The following is a 19,220-nucleotide window of genomic DNA, read 5'->3' on the forward strand; positions in this document are numbered from 1 at the left end:
GTTCGGGTCAACGGTGGGTGGGGTGATCGCTCACACGGGCTGCGCCATGAGCCCGTGGCAGCGGTCGATGAGCTCGTGGGACTCGCGATGCCTCGCGGACTGCTCCAGTTGTGCGATTCGGGCCGAAGTCTTGACCAGGGTCGCGCAGCGATCGAAGCGGCGTTCCGTGAAGGCCTGCAGAGCCTGCTCGACCTCCGGCACGGACGCGAGCTCCTCCGCGAGCACGACGCCGTCCTCGATGGCCAGCGCGGCACCGCTGGCCATCTGAGGAGAAGGCGCATGGCTGGCGTCGCCGACGAGGACGACGCGCCCGACGTTCCATGGGCTCTCGACGATGATCGTCTGCGCGAGGCGGCGGATGACGCTGGGCGACGTGCGGACGGCGTCGCGAAGCTCAGCCGCGCGGCCGGCGAAAGGCTTGAGCTCGGCGGCCAGGCGGGCCGGGAGGAGCTCGTCCGGGATGATCTCGCGTGAGGCGTCGTTCTCGGTGAAGAACACGTACGCCGACTCGGCGCTGATGGGCACGACGCCCGTCTGACGGTCGCTCAGCGCGAAGGTGTTGATCGCCGTCGCCCAGGAGGGTCGGGGGATCTGCGCACGCCACACCGCCTGTCCGGTGTACTCCAGCGGGTCGGCGAACCCCAGCTCCTCGCGGACACGCGAGCGGATGCCGTCCGCACCGACCACCAGGTCGGCCCGCCGATGGCTTCCGTCCTCGAGTTCCAATCTGACCTCGTCGGGATCCTGGACGATGCGGGCCACGCTGGATCCGTAGGTCACCGCCACTCCCAGGCGGTTCGCTTCCGCAGCCAGGATCCGATGCAGGTCGGGCCGGGAGATTCCCGCCATGACCGGCGAGCCGGGGCCGAGAAGGGGGGGAGGGGAGATCTCGATCTCCTCGCCCGTCGGTTCCCAGTTCACGATCCGGAACATGCCGTAGCCGCTGTCCAGCATCCGCTCGGCGAGGTCCAAGCTGTCGAGCGCGCGCAGGGACGGGCCTGTCAGTGCGAGGCCCCAGCCTGCCGTACGCCCGTCAGGGCTCACCTCGAGGATCTCCACCTTCCACCCCCGACGCGCGAGGGCGATCGCCGTCGTCAGACCGGCGATCCCCGCCCCGACGATGCAGACGCTTCTGCGCGGGGACGAGTTCTCAGACATGACAGTGTCCACGGTGTCCTTTCCGGTGATGTCGAGCTACGCCAGTTGCGACGCGAGCCAATCGAAGATCGTCGAGGGAGCGTCGGGCGCGCTCACATGCCCACCCCGGTAGAGGCGAGCCGTCTTCGCCGAGCCGTGTTCGAGGGCGAGATGGATGTCGGTGGGATCCGATTGCCGGTCATCCGTGCCACCCACCAGGAGTTGCGGGCTGGACGGCTCGCCGAGGATGCCTTGATCGAGGAGCGAGAGTCCGGGGAGGAGGCGTGCGTAGTCGTGGAGGCTGCGCAGACCGAAGATGCTGGCGCGCGCCGCGTCGAGATCGGGGACGAACGTGGCCGCGATGCGCGAACGATCCTGCCATCCGGGCTGGAAGGTCCGATGGATCCCGCCGCCCCAGTTGACGGCTGCGCGTAGGCGCTCCCTGTGGGTGTGTGCCAACTTCGTGGCCCAGTATCCGCCGAACGACATCCCCAGCACCCCCACTCGTGCGGCGTCGAGGTCGCTCTGTTCAATCCAGTCGAAGATCGGGGTCCACATCCGCTCGGCGGCGACCCCCGCGTGGACGGGCGATTCGCCGGTACCGGGGATGTCGACGTGCAGGGTCGCTACCCCGCGGGATCGCAGTCCCGCGGTCCGGACGTAGGTCTCCTCCTTGAACGTGTCGATCCCGCTGAACACGACGACGACGGGAGATCGAGTGGTGGCCTGAGCATCGGGCGTAGCGAGGAAGAAGGGCACGACGTCGCGGCCTTCGCGGCTGTCGCCGTCTACCGGCACCGTCGCCCCCTGGACCGGGCGTGCGACGAGCGAGAGTGCCTTGGCGAAGAACTCCCGGGAGGAGTCGTAGGCCACCGACTTCACGGGGTGGGTGGGCGTGGGGAATCGGGCGATGCGCGCGAACTGATACGCCTGCCACCACGCGGTCCCGGCCTCTTCCGCCCGCGTCTCGGGGTCCCACCGGCGTGCCTCTTGAGCGAAGTCGTTCGCCACCGACATCCATGCCGCGACCCAAGGCTCGGGCTCGATGCTTTCCAGCGTGAGAAGTACGGAACGTGCTCGTGGGACGTCGATTCCGTCGAACGGATGCTGGGACTCCTCCAGCCGCGACAGCGCCCAATGCCGCGCGTCGGCGATCGAGGCCGTGACGGCACGCGCCGCCGTCGCATCGCCTCCTGGCATCAGCCTGTCCTCCTCGACGTCTTCGATGAGAAGTATGCGATGACAGCAACGACATGTCAAGAATTACATGATTACGTGCTCGCCGTTTGCTCCCCGCCGGACGGGATCTCGTTGCTGTGGAGCTCACCGGCGCGCGCGAAGATCGCCCGCATCCATGCGTGTCCTGGGTCGCCATGGTGGGACGGGTGCCACCAGAGCGCAGGCACCACCGGTGCGAGAGCGACCGGAGACTCGACCGCGAGGAGGCCGTCGAGCGACGGCAGCGAGGAGAGGAGCCCCCGCTGCAGCAGGCCGAGGCGGGCGGTGCCGCGCACGAAGAGGGGGACTGCTTGAAAGCTCTCGACCGTCGCCTCGACGTGCTGCTCGATCCCCAGATACTGCAGTTGCCGCAGGGCGGGGGTCGACGCGGTCGGAGTCTGAAAGGTGTGAACCCACGGCGACGTCGCGAGATCGTCGGTCGTGAGGCCCCGGCGCGCGGCCGCGTTGCCGGCGTCGGCGATCACCACCCACTCGTCGCGCCACAGGGCGGTGTGCGGCAGATCGGCGATCATTCCATGCGGGGCGATGAGCGCATCCACGGAGCGGAGCCGTTCATCAGCCTCGTCGATGATCGAGGAGCCCTGCAGCAGGAAACGGAACCGCACCCCGGGCGCGTCGACCGACGCGATCCGGGAGACGATCGGCGCGATCGTGCAGAGGGCATAGTCCGACATGTAGACGGAGAACTCTCGCGTCGCGGTCGTCGGGTCCCATTCGCCCTGCTCTTCGAAGATGCGGCGGGCGCTCTCCAGCGTCGCCGACACCTGGTCGGCGAGCTTTCGCGCCAGCGGACTCAGGTCGTAGAGGTTTCCACGGCGCACGAGCAGCGGGTCGCCGAAGTGCGTCCGCAGCCGCGCAAGCGCCGCGCTGAGCGAGGGCTGACTCAGCTGCAGACGTTGCGCCGCGCGGCTCACGCTGCGCTCGGTGAGGATCGCGTCGAGGGGGGTGAGCAAGTTGAGATCGAGGCGCGACAGGCTTCCACGACGAGGCATCCGTGTCCCCTCTCCAAGGCCGCGTGTCGGCGTATCAGAACTATCTATACCCGCCATACCTTACGTCGACTTCCCTGATTCCCGCCGCGAGCGGATCGTGGGAGGCGCCACAACGGCTCTCCGAAAGGGTCAACGATGATTAAGCTGCTCTCTCACCTCTCGTACCTCGAGATCACGGCGCCGGACGTCGAGGAATCCGTCGCCTTCTACGAGCAACAGGTCGGCCTCACCGTGGTGGACCGCCGCGACGGCGCGGTCTACCTCCGGTGCTGGGGTGACTACTACGCCTACTCGCTGGTCGTGGTGCCGGGCACCGAGCCGGGAATGGCGACCATGGCATGGCGCACCTCGAGCGCCGAGGCGCTGGACGAGGCCGCTCGCCGCATCGAAGCCGCCGGCGTGCACGGGGAGTGGCTCGACGACGTGGCTCAGATCGGCCGCGCGTACCGCTTCATCGGCCCGTGGGGGCACTCCATGACGCTCCACTGGGATGTCACGCACCATCACGAGACGGAGGGCGACACAGCCTCGATCTTCCCCGATCGACCGTCGCGTCGCAGCCGATTCGCCGGCGCACCGCGGCAGCTGGACCACGTGACGATCGCCGCTAGCAATGTCGACGAGTTCGCCAAGTGGTACAACGAGGTGCTCGGATTCCGCATCATGGCGCGCACCGTCCTCGACGAAGCGCCGATATCGGTCTTCTCCGTGCTGACGACCAACGAGAAGTCGCATGACCTCGGGATCGTTCTGGACGGCTCGACGCGAGCCGGTCGCGTCAATCACGTCGCCTTCTGGCTGGACTCCCGGGACGAGCTCCTCATGGCCGCCGACGTCCTCGACGAGAACGGGACGCGGATCGAGTACGGCCCGTCCGTGCACGGCATCGGAGAGCAGAGCTACGTGTACTTCCGTGAGCCGTCGTCTCTGCGCATCGAGTTGAACACCGGCGGCTATCGCAACTACGTGCCGGATTGGAAGCCGAACACGTGGAAGCCGTCTCTCGGTTCCCTCAACATGTACCGCAACAGCACGATGCCGATGTCGATGACGGAATCCTTCCCTGCGGCTGACGGCCCGAGCGCGACGGAGGAGGGCGTGCCCGAGGAGCTGCGCGACGCACTGGTCAACCCGTACGCGAACCACGGCTGAGACGCCGTCGGATGGGAGAGCGGGCGGGCGCCATCTCGCTCCCGCCCGCTCTTCGTCCCTGCCTGCCGTGCAACGACGCCGTCGTCCGTCACGTCGGGCTTTTCGCAGCGGGCGACCCGGTTGCCGTATTGATGCCGAAGCGCTCGTCGTGAGACAGGCCGACCGGCCACGGCCCGGTGCGGGCACGTCCGTCAGCCGACGGTCGAGGGCCGCATGGGTACGGAACCCGCCGCGCGTTTCTCGTCCCGCAGGGCGGCGAGGTAGCCACGGGCGTGAGCCAGCGCCTCGGCCACCGGCACGGCCCGGGCGTCTTCGGCGAGGCGCGGGTCGTAACGCTCCACGATCGAGCGCACGAGGGACTGCACGAGCGGTGTGCAGCCGTCGTGCACGGCGATGAACGTGCGCCGTGCCTCGCGCTGGGGCCAGTCCGCCGGCATCTGGGAGGCGGGCAGGTCGGGATCCATCGTCGGGAACGCCCGCCATCGGCCGAGCAGTGACGTCCACACCCGGAACGCCTCAGTCGGCGCGACAGTACTGGCCCGCAACGAGAACATGTAGGGCCGGAAGTCCTCGATGAACGACGCGTAGGCGTCGCGGACCGGTTCGAGCGGCCATGCGGTCTCGACGTCGACCGCGCCGAAGAACTCCTGCGAACGCAGCACGACGGCATTGTCGGGCAGAAGGTCGCCGAGCTCCGCGAGGGCGGTCGTCGCCTCGCATCGTGGTGCCACCCACACGCCGTCGCGCAGCGGACCGAATCCCAGCCACCGCAGCTTGTCGCGCAGATTCTGACGGACGGCGCGCTGGGACTCCGGCAGTGAGAACACGACGACGGTCCAGTCGCCCGACCATGGTCGGGAGCTGTCGCCGAAGCCCATCGTCAGCTCCGTGCTGCCCGGGATGCTCGTGGCAACCTCCCCAGCGATGGAGTACAGCGTCCGTCGTCCGGATTTGTGCAGGTCGAGCGTGCCGTTGCGTTGCATCCGGCTGAGCGCGCTGCGCGTGGCCGTCTCGCTGATGCCGATGCTGCTCAGGATGTCGGCGATCGCCATCGACGGCACTCGCGCGGGTTCGCCGAGCGGCCAGAGCTCTCCCAGGAGCGTGATGATGACGCTCTGTGCCGATGAGCTGTCGAGGTCGCGGGGGATCTGGGGGGAGTCGACGACGGCGTGATGGTAATAGGTCACCCGCGCATGCTCCTCTCAGGTCGCGTCGGAGGGGTGCGCCCAGAGTATCGCGGTGTGATTGTGCACACAAGCGCGTACGCGCGTCAGGTAATCCGACGGATCAAATCACCGTTTCGCCGACCGGAGATCGCCGGAAGACACCGCAATGCCGCCATCCAGCACACTGTAGTTGACGGGCGTCGTAGAAAGCGACATACTTCAAACCCGGCGGCCGTACCCGATTCGATCGCCTCGCACCAGCGGTTACGAAGGAGTGATCATGAGAAGAACTCGCATCGGATGGCGAACGGCGGCGATCGCGTTGACCATCGGCGTCGTCAGCGCCTCAGCAGGGTGCGCCGGGGCGAGCGGCGCCGGAGCCGGCTCCGACGACACGCTCACCATCGTCGTATCGAGCGCACCGACGAGTCTGGATCCCGCGGTCAACACGAACGGCGGGCTGGTTCCCGCGTACGAGACGCTGGCCTACGAGTCGCTCATCGACATCACGCCCGACGGGGAGTACGTCCCCGCCCTCGCGACCGAGTGGGGATACCTGGAGGGCGAGGAGGGCCGCAAATATCGCGTGACCCTGCGCGAGGATGCGAGGTTCGCCGACGGTACCGAGGTGACACCGCAAGCCGTCGCCGACTCCATCAACTACTTCGTGTCGTCGGGCAAGGGTCCGACGGTCGCCGCGTACGCCGGGATCACCGCCGAGCCCGACGGCGACGACGCCGTGCTGCTGACCTCCGAGACGCCGAACCCGATCATCACGGAGCTGCTCACCCCGCCGAACTACGGTGGCGCGATCATCAGCCCGGCCGGCCTCGAGGATTCCGGCCAACTGCAGAACGCATCGTTCGGGGCGGGACCGTACGTGTACCAGCCCTCGCAGTCGGTCAGCGGCGACCAGTATGTGTACACGCCGAACGAGAACTACTACGACCAGGACCGCATCCACTTCTCCAAGGTCGTCATCAAGGTCATCAGCGATGCGACCTCTGCTCTGCAGGCGGTGCGCTCGGGGCAGGCCGATGTCATGAGCGTGACGGCCGATCTCGTCGAGCAGGCGGAATCGAGCGGACTGCAGACGTTCGCGAAGGAGGTGGGCTGGAACGGCATCTTCATCGCCGATCTGGGCGGTAACCTCGTTCCCGCGCTCGGCGACGTGCGCGTTCGGCAGGCCCTCAGCCACGCGATCGACCGCGAGGCGATCGCCCAGGCGGTGTACGGCGACCTCGGCTCCGCCCTCGTCCAGCCGAACACGCCGGGCTCGGACGGCTTCGTCGAGGATCTCGAGGAGGCATATCCGTACGACGTCGAGAAAGCGAAGTCCCTTCTCGCGGAGGCCGGCTACCCGGACGGTATCGACATCGGCCTGATCTACCCGAATTACCAGCCGGACAATGCAAAGGTGATGCAGGCCGCCGCGCAGCAGCTCGAGCAAGCGGGCATCCGGGTGCAGCTCAAGGGTGAGGAATCGGTGTCATCGCTGATCTCGGACATGGTGTCGAAGGAATACGCGACGCTCACCGTGAACTGGGGCGCCATGTCGGAGTTCCTGCTCTACAACCAGGTGTTCGCGCCCACAGCCGCCATCAACCTGTGGCAGCACGAGCAGCCCGGACTCGCCGAACTGGTGGCTGCATACAGCGTCTCGCCCGAGGCGGAGCGGAACGCGGCGGCAGGAGAGGTGCAGAAGCTGCTCGTCGAGCAGGCGCTGTCCGTGCCGATCGCCAAGTACGCGCTGGCGTTCGCGACCGCGCCCGACATCGAGGGGTTCGGCCTGGACCCCTACGGCACGCCGAACAACCCGGCCGACTGGACGATCTCCGAGTAGGAGCGACCGCCGTCGAGGGCGGGGCCCACCCGTCCCGCCCTCGGCAGGAAGAACGAACGCACGATGCTCTCCATCATCACCCGGCGCCTCGCGCTGGCCATCCCCATCCTGCTGCTGACCACGACGATCACTTTCGTGCTGCAGGGGCTCGTGCCCGGCGACGCGGCCCGCGCGATCGCCGGGATCGGCGCCACGCAGGAGACGTACGAGCGCATCCGGGAGGAGTTGAATCTCCACCTCCCGCTGTGGCAGCAGTACGGCCTCTACATGGGCGGGCTCGTGCGCGGCGACCTCGGCTCATCGCTGTTCTCGGGCGAGCCGGTCGCGCAGACCATCGCCGCCCGCCTGCCGGTCACCCTGTCGATCATCGTCGGCGCGACGCTGCTGGCCGCCCTGCTCGGCATCCTTCTCGGCACGCTCAGCGCCCGTGTCGGCGGCGCGGTGGCCCGTGTCATCGACGTCGTCTCGCTCACCGGTTCCGCGCTGCCGAACTTCTGGCTCGCGCTGATCCTGGTTCAGGTCTTCGCCATCGCGATACCGCTGCTCCCGGCTACCGGTTTCGTGCCGTTCACCGTCTCGCCCTCGCTGTGGGCGGCGTCGCTCGTGCTCCCCGTCGTCGCCCTGGCGATCGGCGGCATCGCGGACATCGCGAAGATGACGCGCGATGCCATCGGCACGAGCCTCGACCAGCCATACATGCGCACCCTGCGTGCCGCCGGGATCGGCGAGACCGCGCTGCTCTGGCGCCACGCGCTCAAGAACGCGGGGGTCCCGATCGTCACCGTGATCGGACTCGGATTCATCGCCGCTCTCATCGGCAGCCTCTTCGTGGAGAACGTCTTCGCCCTTCCCGGGCTGGGATCGCTCATCAATCAGGCGACCCTGCAAGGTGACATCCCCGTCATCCAGGGCGTCGCCCTCGCCTACGCCGCGGTCGTGATCGTGGTCAACCTGCTCGTCGACCTCTCGTACGGCCTTCTCAACCCGAAACTGCGCACCCGATGACCACCATCCCGATCTCCGACACCGATCTGCGGCGCACGTCCACCCAGGCGTGGCGCGGCTTCTTCCGCCGCCCGCTCGCCACCGCAGCGGTTGCCGTCCTGCTGATCATCGTCCTCGCGTGCGCGCTGGCGCCCTGGCTCGCCCCGGACGACCCGCTCACACAGGACCTCGCCGCGGTACAGCAGCTGCCCTCCGCAGCGCATTGGCTCGGCACCGATTCGCTCGGACGCGATGTGCTGTCGCGCCTGATGTGGGGCGGCCAGCCGGCACTTCTCGGCGCGCTCGTCGCGACCGCCGTCTACGCCATCATCGGCATCGTGCTGGGCCTCGCGGCGGGGTTCTCATCGGGCATCCTCGACCGTGTCATCTCGACGGTGGTCGACATCGCGATGTCGCTGCCGGGGATCGTCATCATGTTCGCGGTGGTGGCGCTGTTCGACAACAACCTCTTCGCGGCGATGATCACGCTCGGGATCTTCGCCGCGGGCGGCGCGATCCGCGTCGTGCGGGCGGCGACGAAGGCGACCAAGGAAGAGCTGTACGTGTCCGCGGCCCGCGTCACGGGCGTCGGGACGCTCCGTATCCTCGCGCGTCACATCGCGCCGCGGCTGGTCGGGCCCGTCACCGTGCTCGTGTCGCTCTTCTCCGGTGTCGCGCTCGTCGTGCAGTCGGGCCTGGGATTCCTCGGGCTCGGCATCCAGGAACCGTACCCCTCGTGGGGCGGTATGGTCGCCGAGGCCGCCCGCGTGCTGATCACGTTCCCGTGGCTCCTCGTTCCCTCCGGGGGGATCATCGCCATCACCGTGCTCTCGCTCGGTCTCATCGGCGACGCGCTGCGGGATACCAACGCCGCCAGCACGCGGAACACGGCGTGGTCGCGGCAGGCCCGAGCCAAGACCCGAGCGCAGACGCCGGTGACACGTTCGCCCGTCGAGCGTTCCGACGCCGTGCTCGACGTGCGCGACCTCACCATCACGTTCGAGGCGGAGGAGCCCCGTGAAGTCGTGCACGGCATCTCGATGCGGGTCGATGCCGGCGAGATCGTGGGTCTGGTCGGCGAGTCGGGGAGCGGCAAGACGGTGACCGCACTGTCGGTGCTCGGGCTCGCACCCGCGAACGCGTCGGTGACGGCCGAGCGATTCGACGTCACGGGCGAAGACCTGCGTGCGGCCGACGAGGCCGTCTTCCGGCGCATCCGCGGCGGCCGCGTCGGCTTGGTCTCGCAAGAGCCGATGGTGGCGCTCGATCCCTCCTTCACCGTCGGGTTCCAGCTCAAGGCCGTGTTGCGCGCACAGACCGCACTGCGCGGACGCGCTCTGCACGATCGGGCGATCGCGCTGCTCGAGGACGTTCGGCTGCCCGATCCGCACGCCGTGATGCGGCGGTACCCGCACGAGCTCTCGGGTGGAATGGCACAGCGCGTCGTGATCGCCGTGGCGCTGGCAGGGGACCCCCGGCTGCTGATCGCGGACGAGCCCACAACGGCGCTCGACGTCACCGTGCAGGCCGACATCCTGGACCTCCTGCGCCGATTGCGCGATGAGCACGGGATGGCGATCATCCTCGTGACCCACGATCTGGGCGTCGTCGCGGACCTCTGCGAACGCGTCTACGTGCTTCAGCGCGGCCACGTCGTCGAGGAGCAGGAGACCGTGGGGCTGTTCGCCGAGCCGCGCGACCCCTACACGGCCGACCTGATCGCGGCCACCCCGAGTCTCGTCGAGCTCCCCGTCCGCAACGGAGGTACCCGTGCCTGAACCCCTTCTGCGCGTGGACGGCCTGCGCGTGAGCTTTCCCGTCCCCAGCGGCCGTCCGTTCCGCCGCGCGCGATTCACCGCGGTCGACGACGTCTCCTTCGACATCGCCGACGGGGAGACCCTCGCTCTGGTCGGTGAGTCGGGTTCGGGCAAGTCCACGATCGGCAACGCCGTGCTCGGACTCGCGCCCGTCTCCGAGGGGTCGGTGCGATTCCAGGGGCGCGAACTGGCGGGTGCGTCCCGACGGGAGCGCCGCGCGACGGCATCCGATCTGCAGGTCGTCTTTCAAAACCCCTACGGATCGTTGAACCCGTCGCTCACGATCGAGGCGATCCTCACCGAGCCGCTCCGTCTTCACACGCGCCTCTCCGCGGCCGAAAGCCGGCGGGAGGCGCGCGCGCTGCTGGAGCGCGTCGGGATGCCGGCCGACTCCGCATCCCGCACACCGCACAGCTTCTCCGGCGGGCAACGCCAGCGCATCGCCATCGCGCGCGCCCTCGCCGTGTCGCCGCGACTCATCATCTGCGACGAGCCGACCAGCGCGCTCGACGTGTCGACCCAGAAGATCGTGCTGGACCTCCTGCGGCGTCTGCGCGACGAGACGGGGGTCGCGTACCTGTTCATCACCCATGACCTCGCTGTCGTTCGTGAGTTCGCCGATCGGGTGATGGTGCTCAATCGCGGACGGATCGTCGAACAGGGGTCGCCGCTGGACATCTGCGACCGTCCGCAGAATCCCTACACCCAGCGACTGGTGGCCGCCGCGCCCGTTCCGGACCCCATCCTCCAGGCGAGTCGGCGCGCGGCGCGTCTGGCTTCCCGGCACTGAGCCGACCTCCGACCGAAGAAAAGGAACAGCCATGCCCGAATACACCCGCGTCGCGTCCCAGCGAGCGTCCCTCGGATTCGTCCACCCCGGGTTCGAATCGGTGCGCGACGAGTTCGACGCGCACCTGCTCACCGATACCAATCTGAGCGCGCAGCTCGCGGTCTACCACCGCGGCGAGCTCGTCGTCGACCTCTTCGGCGGCGCGGAGTTCGACGCCGATTCGGTCACGTCGCCCTTCTCTGCGACCAAGGGCGTCTCGGCCCTCGTGATCGCGAAGCTGATCGATGAGGGCGCGCTCGATCTCGAGGAGCGCGTCGTGACGTACTGGCCCGAGTTCGGCGCCCAGGGAAAGAGCGGGGTAACCGTCGCGCAGCTGCTTTCTCATCAGTCGGGGCTGCTCGCACCCGACGGGGGCTACACCCGCGAGGACCTGCTCGATCACCGCCTCGCCGCGGAGAAGATGGCGACCCAGCGTCCGCTCTGGGTACCCGGTTCGATGTTCGGATACCACGGCGTGGCGATCGGGGTCTTCATGGCGGAGCTCGTGCGACGGGTCACCTCGTCTACGCTCGCGGAGATCTACGAGTCCGAGATCCGCGCGCCCCGAGATATCGACTTCTACCTCGGGCTTCCCGAGTCCGAGGACCACCGCTACCGTGCACTGCGACCCGCGCAGCGCACGGTGGAGCAGCTGGCACAGGGGCGGCCGGCGCGTTCCCCGTTCAGCCTCACCGCCCACGCCCTCGCCGAATGGGGCCGTGACGCGGTGGACCCCGCCGACGTCTGGTTCAGCCCCAACATCCGTGAGTTCCGCGCGACCGCGCTCCCGGCAGCGACCGGAGTCGGGTCGGCCCGTGGTCTTGCGAAGGCCTACGCCGCGGCTCTCGGCCACGTCGGCGACCCCTTCGTCAGCAGGGATGCGCTGGAACGCATGAGCCAGCAGCGCTCGTGGGGACAGGACCGCGTGCTCGACGCGACGATGAACTTCGGCACCGTCTTCATGCGCCCGAACCCGAACGAGGACTTCGGCAGCTACACGGCGTTCGGTCACGACGGCGGCGGCGGTGCCATCGGCTTCGCGGACCCGCTGTTCGAGATGTCCTTCGGGTACATTCCGCTGCCGGTTCAGCACATGGGCGGCGGTACGTACGCCGGCGGCAAGCTGGCCAAGCCGGTGCGCCTTTCCGAACTCGCCCGCGACAGCATCCGGCGCCTGTCGTGACGAGGTCGACGGAGGGGAGCCTGCCGCAGTTCCCGGCGGGATTCCTCATCGGGTCGGCCACGGCGGCCTATCAGATCGAGGGGGCGGCGAACGAGGATGGCCGCGGCCCGTCGATCTGGGACACGTTCAGCCGCACGCCCGGCCGAGTCGTGGGCGGCGACACCGGCGATGTGGCGGATGACCACTACCACCGGCTCGAGCAGGATCTGGACCTGATGTCCGAACTGGGGCTGCAGGCATACCGCTTCTCGATCTCATGGCCGCGGATCCAGCCGACGGGGTCCGGCGCGGTCGAGCCGCGGGGGATCGACTTCTACTCGAGGCTCGCCGACGGTCTGCTCGCTCGCGGGATCACGCCCATCGCCACGCTCTACCACTGGGACCTCCCGCAGGCGCTGGAAGATGCCGGCGGCTGGCCCGCGCGCGATACGGCCCTCCGGTTCGCCGACTACGCCGCCGTGATGGGCGAAGCGCTCGGCGACCGGGTGGCGGTGTGGACGACCCTCAACGAGCCGTGGTGCTCTGCCTACCTGGGCTATGGGTCCGGCTCCCACGCCCCCGGACGCACCGACGGGGCCGCTGCGCTCGCCGCGAACCACCACCTGAACCTCGCACACGGATGGGCGCTGCAGCGATTGCGCGACGCGGTGACGAATCACGAAGCGCAGTACTCGATCACGCTCAACTTCACCGGGCTCGAAGCGGTAGACGACACCTCTGAGGAGGCGATCGAGCGGATCGATGCGCTCGCGCACCGCAGCTTTCTGGACCCGCTGCTGCACGGGCGCCTGAACGAGCGGCTCGTCCGAGACACCGCGGTCGTCACGGATTGGTCATTCGTGCACGACGGCGACCTCGAGGACATCCAGCAGCCCATCGACGTCCTGGGCGTCAATTACTACTACACGACCGGCGTGCGGATGTGGGACGGTCGGTCGGAGCGGTCCGTCGACGACGGTCATCGGGCCGCCGCCGGCTCGCCATGGCCGGGAAGCGAACACGTCGAGTTCATCCCGCCGGCCGGGGAGCGCACGGCAATGGGATGGGGGATCTCGCCAGACGGACTCGAGCACCTGCTCGTGTCCCTCGCGCAGGAGTTTCCCGATCTGCGGCTCATGGTGACCGAGAACGGGGCGGCGTTCGACGACGTCGAGGTCGACGGCCGCGTACACGACCGTCAACGCGTGGACTATCTGGCACGTCACTTCTGGGCGGCGGAGAGAGCTCTCGCGCGCGGCGCCGATCTGCGGGGCTATCTCGTCTGGTCGCTCCTGGACAACTTCGAGTGGGGGTGGGGATTCGGCAAGAGGTTCGGGATCGTCCGCGTCGACTATGAGACGCAGCGCAGGATCGTGAAGGACAGCGGCCGCTGGCTGGCCGCGCTCATTGCCGCGCAATCTCCCGGGACGTGACGCGGCGGGCGGGCCTGCTCGTCGCCGTCCTCGCGTTCACCGGCACCTGCGCGGCGTTCATGCAGACGATCCTGATCCCGCTGCAGCCGCGTTTACCCGCCCTCCTGTCGACATCCGGGGAGAATGCGGCGTGGATGATCACGGCCACGCTCGTATCGGGCGCCGTGTGCACGCCGATCGCCGGCCGCCTGGGCGACATGTACGGCAAGCGGCGGATCGCCCTGTCCCTCCTGGTCATCCAGACCGTGGGCTCGCTCATCGCGGCGGTGTCGTCCGCGTGGGAGCCGATGATCGTCGCCCGGGTGCTGCAGGGGGCGTCCATGGGGATCGTCCCCCTGGGCATCGCGCTGCTGCGTGACGTGCTGCCGAAAGAACGACTCGGTACGGCTATCGCGCTCGTCAGCGTCACCCTCGGCGTCGGCGGCGCGCTCGGGCTCCCGTTGTGCGCGGTGCTGATCGAGCGCTTCGACTGGCACGTGCTGTTCTGGATGGCGGCAGGCCTCGGGGTGGCGTGCGTCACCCTGTACGCCGCCGTTGTCCCGAAGGACTCCACGACAAACCCCGCCCGCCTCGACGTTCCGGGCATCGTCGGCTTGTCGGTCGGGCTCGTGGCCGTCCTCGTCGGGGTATCACGGGGTGGGGAGTGGGGCTGGTCAGCGCCGCCCACCCTGATCGCACTGGTCGGCGGGGTGGCGGTGCTGGTCGTATGGGGTCTCGTGGAGTTGCGTGTGCGTGAGCCGCTGGTCGATCTGCGCGTCAGCGCGCGACCGGCGGTGCTCCTCACCAACCTCGCATCGGTCGCCATGGGATTCGCGCTGTTCGCACCGAACATCGTGTTCCCGCAGCTGTTGGAACTTCCCCGCGCCACCGGGATCGGACTCGGATTGACCGTCGTCGCCGCCGCCCTGGTTCTGGCTCCGCCGGGGCTGACGATGCTCGCCGTGACACCGTTCGCCGGCCGGGCCGAGCGCCGTCGCGGACCGCAGCCTCTGCTCGTCTGCGGAGCCGGCGTCGTCGCCGTCAGTTACGCCGGGGCCATCGTGTTCCACGACGAGGTGTGGCAGATCCTCGTCGTCAACATCGTGATAGGCATCGGCTTCGGACTGGGTTACGGCGCGATGCCCGCCCTCATCACACAGGCGGTTCCCGTGGGCGAGAGCGGCGCGGCCAACGGGTTGAACGCGCTCATGCGCGCGCTCGGCACCAGCGCGTCCTCGGCCGTGCTGGGAGCTGTGCTGGCGAGTTCGACGTCAACGGTCGGCGGGGTGCGAGGGCCCACGGAATCCGCCTTCGTCACGGCTCTCGTCCTCGGGCTCATCGCGGCGCTGCTCTGTCTGCTGCTCGGGCTTTTCATCCCGCGCGAGCGCGAGCGGCATCGAGGCTCGTGACGAGGCTTACGACGTCAGATCCAGGGCCGCCCGGATCATGCTGTCCGCGTTGATCTCGTGGTACTCGTACACGTCTGCGATGTCGCCGGACTGCCCGAACTGGCTGACCCCGAGCGTGACAGACGGCACCGCATGGATCGTCGCGAGGAACGCCAGCGTGTGCGGGTGGCCGTCCAGGACCGTCACCATCGGACGTGCTCGCTCGCGGGGGAACAGTTGCTCGAGAATCCACGAATCGGCCGATGACCCGCGCCGGCGCGCCTGCATCGCCTCGAAGATGAGGCCGGGGTTGGTGAGGCAGATCACGTCCGCGGCGATGCCGATCTGCGCCAGTCGGTCGTGCGCCGAGAGAGCCTCCGGCACCAGCGCTCCCATCGTTACGAGCGTCACCTGCGGAGTGTCCGCGCGGCGCAGGAAATACCCGCCCGCTACCGCTTGACGCCGACGCCGCTCGCGTGCGGCCGGATCGCTCGGAACCTCGGCAAGCTTCTGATCTATCGGCCGCGTGGACAGCCGGAAGTAGGCCGAGCGGCCGTGGGGCCGGCCGATCTGCTTCATGGCTGCGAGCAGCGTCCACTCGGCGTCGATCACGAAGGCGGGTTCGTAGCTGATGCACTCGGGCTGCTCGAGGCCGATGCTCGGGGTCTTTATCGACTGGTGCGCGCCACCCTCCGGCGCCAGTGTCACCCCCGACGGCGTGCCGATGAGGATGGACTGACCGCCCGCGTACATGCCGTACGACCACGGCTCCAGCGCTCGCTCGACGAACGGGTCGTAGATGGTGCCGATCGGGATGAGCGGCTCGCCCCACTTGCTCCAGGTCGCACCCAGCTCGCCCAGGAGCGACACGAGGTTGACCTCGGCGATGCCGAGTTCGATGTGCTGCCCGTCGGGACGTTCGCTCCAATGGAGCATGGTCTCGTTGTCGTCGCTGAACCAGTCGGGGCGCTCGTCAGGCGCCCAGACGCCGACCTTGTTGATCCATCCCGCCAGGTTCGTGCTCGAGCTGACATCGGGGCTGACCGTCACGACGCGGCGTGCAAGCTCGGGAGCCACCCGCGTGAGATCCACCAGCATGCGGCCGACCGCCGCCTGGGTCGTCGCGGTGTTCTGCGGCGTGCGACCGAGATCGGATGGAGCGGATGCGAGCGCGGTGGGCGTCACCGCTCGTCGGGCGAGTCGCTGTGCCGCGGCGTGGACGGCGGCCCCCGCTTCGCTGTCCGCGTCGAATCGCGACCAGGGGGCGGTCGAAGACTCGCCCAGGCGCGCTGCGAGCGCGTCGAACTGCTCGACGGTGAGCAATGAGGAGTGATTCTGCGGGTGGCCCTCGATGGGGAGGCCGTAGCCCTTCACGGTATAGGCGATGATGACCGTCGGGCGGCTGTCGTCGATAGCGGCGAACGCGGCGCGCAGCGCCTCGAAGTCGTGGCCTCCGAGGTTGCGGATCGCCGCGCGGACCGTCTCGTCGTCCAGATCGTTCAGCAGCGTCCGTATCGCGTCGCTCGCGGGGCCGGTGCCGGGCAGGCGGTCGCGCACCTCCGCGGCCGAGCACCGCAGGAGACGCTGGTACTCGGCGTTCGGCATGTCGACGATGCGCTCGCGCAACGCCGCGCCGCCGGGCCGCGAGAACAACTCCTCGAGCAGAGCCCCGAACTTGACCGTCAGAACCTGCCAGCCGGCGGCATCGAAAATACGCTCGATACGGCGTGCTGCCGTCTTCGGTACCACGCGGTCGAGGGATTGACGGTTGAGATCGATGATCCACACGACCTCGCCGAGCTCCTGCACCGCCGGGTCGAACACTGCTTCCCAGACCGCGCCTTCGTCAAGCTCGGCGTCGCCGACGAGAGAGTATTGACGGCCCGTCCCTGCCGCGCCGGAGATCGAATCGACGTATCGGCGGGCGATGGCTCCCCAGATCGGGGCGGTCGCCCCGATGCCGACCGACCCGGTGGAGTAGTCGGCCGGGACGGGGTCCTTTCGCCGGCTGGGATAGCTCTGCAGCCCGCCGAACTCACGCAGAGTCGTCATCCACTTCTCGTCCAGCGATCCGAGGAGGAATTCCAGCGCGTGCAGCACCGGGGAGGAGTGGGGCTTGACCGAGACGCGATCCTCCGCCTGCAGTTGCTCGAGCCAGAGCTCGGTCATGATCGTGACCATCGACGCGCTGGAGGCCTGGTGTCCACCGACCTTCACTCCTGAGTCGTTGGGCCGGACCTTGTTGGCGTGATGCACGATCGCGGTCGCGAGCCACAAGACCTTGTCTTCGACGCTGCGCAGCGTCGTGACGTCCAGTGCACGGTCGTCGATTGCGGCCGCAGTCGTCATCATGGTCTCCGTCGTCTCAAGATTCGGATTCGCTCACTTCGTGAGCTGAGTATCCACGCGATGATCATTGAGAGCAAACGACAATCTGCAAATGATCAAGATGCGCAAAACAGCCGGTCGACCGATCGTTAAGGTGATCAGTGTGATGAAACGCGAAGCCGACGCCACTGACCGAGCCATCCTGCAGACGTTGATCGACGATCCGACGGCGACCGGGGTGCAGATCTCGGAGCGCACGGGCCTCGCTCGCAACACCGTCCGGGCCCGGCTGCAGCGATATGACGCCGAGAAGGCTCTGCTGCCGTTCGAGCATCGCGTGGCGACGTCGTTCCTGGGGTACCCGCTGCGCGCGTTCGTGACCACGACGGTGATCCAGCGCGAGCTGCACGCCGTGGCGGATGCGTTGGCGGCGATCCCCGAGGTGTTGGAGGTCAACGGAGTGGCTGGCGCCGCCGACCTGATCATCCTCATCGTCGCGCGCGACACGGACGATCTGTACCGCGTCGCGGGTGCTGTGCTCGATATCCCCGGGGTGGTGCGCACGGAGACGGGCCTGGTGATGCGTGAGCTGTTGCCCTATCGCGCCGCACAGCTCATCGGAAGCGCCGCATCCCCGCGCCGGGGGCGGACCACACCCCGTGCCGGGTGAGCGAATGCGAAGGCTCCTCCGTGTGCGACCATGCCTTGCCGGGCCGCGCCTGGCGGGGAAGTGGCCTCAGGAATCGATGCGCTCGCCGGTGACGCGAGTGCGCGGAAGGCGCCCGGCGCGGGACTCGCCGATCAGCGCGTCGCCGTCGACGGTGACGTCGAACTCGAGGTTCAGCCGCAGGGGCTTCGTGATGCTCTGGCGCCAGGTGACGCGCTCGCCGTCGGCGCCGGGCTGGACGACGATGTCGGTCAGCGGCGTGATGCGGCTCCCGTCGCTCGCGCTGCCGGTGACCACGCCGTCCGCGTCCACGAAGAGGTAGTCGGCATGGATGGTTCCGACCGGCGTCTTCATGTGAAGGCTCCAGCTCCCGGTGATCGTGCTCATTGAGTGGTCGTCCTTCGCGTCATGTCGGGTCGGGGGAGGAGAAGTCATGCAGCGGGGCGCTGCCCGCTTCTGAGCGTGGTGCCGCGGCGCTCGTACTCGAACAGGTCCTCGACGTCGCGCGCGATGTGCGAGCCGAAGTCGCGTTCCAGCAGATACAGAGCGACATCCAGGCCGGAGGTCACCCCGCCGCCGCTGATCAGGTCTCCGTCGTCCACCACCCGTGCGCGGACGGCGTGAACCCCGGTCGCCTCGAGCATGTCCACGCCGAGGACATGGGTGGTGGCGGTGCGCCCTTCGATGAGCCCTGCCATCGCCAGAGCGAGCGATCCGCCGCAGTATGCGGCCACCGTGACATCCGGATTCTCCAGGGCGCGACGGATGAGAGGCATCGCCTCGCTCGCGGCGAATCGCGCGAGCAGCACGGGGATCGTCTCGTCTCCGGCATCGGGGTCGCCATCCACGGGGCCGACCGCGCCGGGCACGAGCACGTAGCCCGCCGCATCCGGGTCGAGCGTCGCGACAGCGGTCAGGGACAGCTGGGAGGTCCCGGCTCGCACGGGGCCGGGACCGCCGGCGCTCACGAGATCGACCTGAAGGGCGCCGCCGAGAAAATCGCTGCCCGCGGTGAGGGCTTCGAACGGCGCGACGACGTCGAGCGGGTCGAATCCGTCGAACAGGACGAACTGGGCGCGGAGCTGCGGCATGCGGGTTCCTTCC

The 19,220-nt window shown here is 68.5% G+C and carries 16 protein-coding genes; 9 read left to right on the forward strand and 7 right to left on the reverse strand.

Features of this window, described 5'->3' with window-relative positions:
- Positions 1–30: 30 nt before the first annotated feature.
- The 3 genes from ACTU3I_RS04965 to ACTU3I_RS04975 all read right to left on the reverse strand — a co-directional run bounded on the left by ACTU3I_RS04965 (position 31) and on the right by ACTU3I_RS04975 (position 3,368).
- Positions 31–1,158, reverse strand: a complete 1,128-nt coding sequence (locus ACTU3I_RS04965; protein WP_442924534.1) for an FAD-dependent oxidoreductase — start codon at positions 1,156–1,158, stop codon at positions 31–33.
- Between the two features lie 36 nt (positions 1,159–1,194).
- A complete protein-coding gene (locus tag ACTU3I_RS04970; RefSeq protein WP_442924535.1) occupies positions 1,195–2,337 on the reverse strand; it encodes an alpha/beta hydrolase family protein in 1,143 nt (380 codons plus the stop codon).
- Between the two features lie 71 nt (positions 2,338–2,408).
- The gene (locus ACTU3I_RS04975; protein WP_442924536.1) at positions 2,409–3,368 is read right to left on the reverse strand and encodes a LysR family transcriptional regulator; all 960 of its coding nucleotides are present in this window, start codon (positions 3,366–3,368) and stop codon (positions 2,409–2,411) included.
- A 135-nt stretch (positions 3,369–3,503) separates the two neighbouring features.
- Between ACTU3I_RS04975 and ACTU3I_RS04980 the strand changes: the two genes are divergently transcribed.
- Positions 3,504–4,520, forward strand: a complete 1,017-nt coding sequence (locus ACTU3I_RS04980; protein WP_442924537.1) for a VOC family protein — start codon at positions 3,504–3,506, stop codon at positions 4,518–4,520.
- Positions 4,521–4,711: 191 nt separating this feature from the next.
- On the opposite strand, the gene ACTU3I_RS04985 is transcribed toward ACTU3I_RS04980, so the two are convergent.
- A complete protein-coding gene (locus tag ACTU3I_RS04985) occupies positions 4,712–5,707 on the reverse strand; it encodes a PaaX family transcriptional regulator (RefSeq protein WP_442924538.1) in 996 nt (331 codons plus the stop codon).
- A 259-nt stretch (positions 5,708–5,966) separates the two neighbouring features.
- On the opposite strand from ACTU3I_RS04985, the gene ACTU3I_RS04990 reads away from it, so the two are divergent.
- The 7 genes from ACTU3I_RS04990 to ACTU3I_RS05020 all read left to right on the forward strand — a co-directional run bounded on the left by ACTU3I_RS04990 (position 5,967) and on the right by ACTU3I_RS05020 (position 15,142).
- A complete protein-coding gene (locus ACTU3I_RS04990; protein WP_442924539.1) occupies positions 5,967–7,529 on the forward strand; it encodes an ABC transporter substrate-binding protein in 1,563 nt (520 codons plus the stop codon).
- 63 nt (positions 7,530–7,592) lie between these two features.
- Complete coding sequence (locus ACTU3I_RS04995) at positions 7,593–8,534, forward strand: ABC transporter permease (RefSeq protein WP_442924540.1); 942 nt, start codon at positions 7,593–7,595, stop codon at positions 8,532–8,534.
- Positions 8,531–10,291: an ATP-binding cassette domain-containing protein gene (locus ACTU3I_RS05000; protein WP_442924541.1), complete on the forward strand. Its 1,761-nt coding sequence runs from the start codon at positions 8,531–8,533 to the stop codon at positions 10,289–10,291. Before ACTU3I_RS04995 ends, ACTU3I_RS05000 begins: the two co-directional genes overlap by 4 nt.
- Positions 10,284–11,120, forward strand: a complete 837-nt coding sequence (locus ACTU3I_RS05005) for an ATP-binding cassette domain-containing protein (protein ID WP_442924542.1) — start codon at positions 10,284–10,286, stop codon at positions 11,118–11,120. Before ACTU3I_RS05000 ends, ACTU3I_RS05005 begins: the two co-directional genes overlap by 8 nt.
- Positions 11,121–11,151: 31 nt before the next feature.
- Positions 11,152–12,342, forward strand: a complete 1,191-nt coding sequence (locus tag ACTU3I_RS05010) for a serine hydrolase domain-containing protein (RefSeq protein WP_442924543.1) — start codon at positions 11,152–11,154, stop codon at positions 12,340–12,342.
- Entirely contained in the window at positions 12,339–13,754 is a 1,416-nt protein-coding gene (locus tag ACTU3I_RS05015; protein WP_442924544.1) for a GH1 family beta-glucosidase, read from the forward strand. The genes ACTU3I_RS05010 and ACTU3I_RS05015 overlap by 4 nt, the downstream gene beginning before the upstream one ends.
- Positions 13,751–15,142, forward strand: a complete 1,392-nt coding sequence (locus ACTU3I_RS05020; RefSeq protein WP_442924545.1) for an MFS transporter — start codon at positions 13,751–13,753, stop codon at positions 15,140–15,142. The genes ACTU3I_RS05015 and ACTU3I_RS05020 overlap by 4 nt, the downstream gene beginning before the upstream one ends.
- Positions 15,143–15,148: 6 nt before the next feature.
- Here the strand turns inward: ACTU3I_RS05020 and ACTU3I_RS05025 are convergent, their stop codons facing one another.
- Positions 15,149–17,470 carry a transketolase-like TK C-terminal-containing protein gene (locus ACTU3I_RS05025; RefSeq protein ID WP_442924546.1) on the reverse strand — a complete coding sequence of 774 codons (2,322 nt, stop codon included), beginning with the start codon at positions 17,468–17,470 and terminating at the stop codon, positions 15,149–15,151.
- 145 nt (positions 17,471–17,615) lie between these two features.
- Here ACTU3I_RS05025 and ACTU3I_RS05030 point away from each other — a divergent pair, with 145 nt between their 5' ends.
- Entirely contained in the window at positions 17,616–18,119 is a 504-nt protein-coding gene (locus tag ACTU3I_RS05030; protein WP_442924547.1) for an Lrp/AsnC family transcriptional regulator, read from the forward strand.
- A gap of 66 nt (positions 18,120–18,185) precedes the next feature.
- On the opposite strand, the gene ACTU3I_RS05035 is transcribed toward ACTU3I_RS05030, so the two are convergent.
- Positions 18,186–18,503, reverse strand: a complete 318-nt coding sequence (locus ACTU3I_RS05035) for a hypothetical protein (protein ID WP_442924548.1) — start codon at positions 18,501–18,503, stop codon at positions 18,186–18,188.
- Positions 18,504–18,547: 44 nt separating this feature from the next.
- Positions 18,548–19,207: a DJ-1/PfpI family protein gene (locus ACTU3I_RS05040; protein WP_442924549.1), complete on the reverse strand. Its 660-nt coding sequence runs from the start codon at positions 19,205–19,207 to the stop codon at positions 18,548–18,550.
- Between the last annotated feature and the right edge of the window lie 13 nt (positions 19,208–19,220).

The sequence above is a fragment of the Microbacterium sp. RD1 genome, assembly GCF_052220165.1.
GTDB lineage: Bacteria > Actinomycetota > Actinomycetes > Actinomycetales > Microbacteriaceae > Microbacterium.

Excerpts from the sequence above, each read along its gene's own strand:
- ACTU3I_RS05035 (WP_442924548.1), bottom strand. The coding sequence starts at position 18,503 with ATGAGCACGATCACCGGGAGCTGGAGCCTTCACATGAAGACGCCGGTC.
- ACTU3I_RS05000 (WP_442924541.1), top strand. The coding sequence starts at position 8,531 with ATGACCACCATCCCGATCTCCGACACCGATCTGCGGCGCACGTCCACC.
- ACTU3I_RS04965 (WP_442924534.1), bottom strand. The coding sequence starts at position 1,158 with ATGTCTGAGAACTCGTCCCCGCGCAGAAGCGTCTGCATCGTCGGGGCG.
- ACTU3I_RS04970 (WP_442924535.1), bottom strand. The coding sequence starts at position 2,337 with ATGCCAGGAGGCGATGCGACGGCGGCGCGTGCCGTCACGGCCTCGATC.
- ACTU3I_RS05040 (WP_442924549.1), bottom strand. The coding sequence starts at position 19,207 with ATGCCGCAGCTCCGCGCCCAGTTCGTCCTGTTCGACGGATTCGACCCG.
- ACTU3I_RS04980 (WP_442924537.1), top strand. The coding sequence starts at position 3,504 with ATGATTAAGCTGCTCTCTCACCTCTCGTACCTCGAGATCACGGCGCCG.
- ACTU3I_RS04990 (WP_442924539.1), top strand. The coding sequence starts at position 5,967 with ATGAGAAGAACTCGCATCGGATGGCGAACGGCGGCGATCGCGTTGACC.
- ACTU3I_RS05030 (WP_442924547.1), top strand. The coding sequence starts at position 17,616 with ATGAAACGCGAAGCCGACGCCACTGACCGAGCCATCCTGCAGACGTTG.
- ACTU3I_RS05025 (WP_442924546.1), bottom strand. The coding sequence starts at position 17,470 with ATGACGACTGCGGCCGCAATCGACGACCGTGCACTGGACGTCACGACG.
- ACTU3I_RS05010 (WP_442924543.1), top strand. The coding sequence starts at position 11,152 with ATGCCCGAATACACCCGCGTCGCGTCCCAGCGAGCGTCCCTCGGATTC.
- ACTU3I_RS04975 (WP_442924536.1), bottom strand. The coding sequence starts at position 3,368 with ATGCCTCGTCGTGGAAGCCTGTCGCGCCTCGATCTCAACTTGCTCACC.
- ACTU3I_RS04995 (WP_442924540.1), top strand. The coding sequence starts at position 7,593 with ATGCTCTCCATCATCACCCGGCGCCTCGCGCTGGCCATCCCCATCCTG.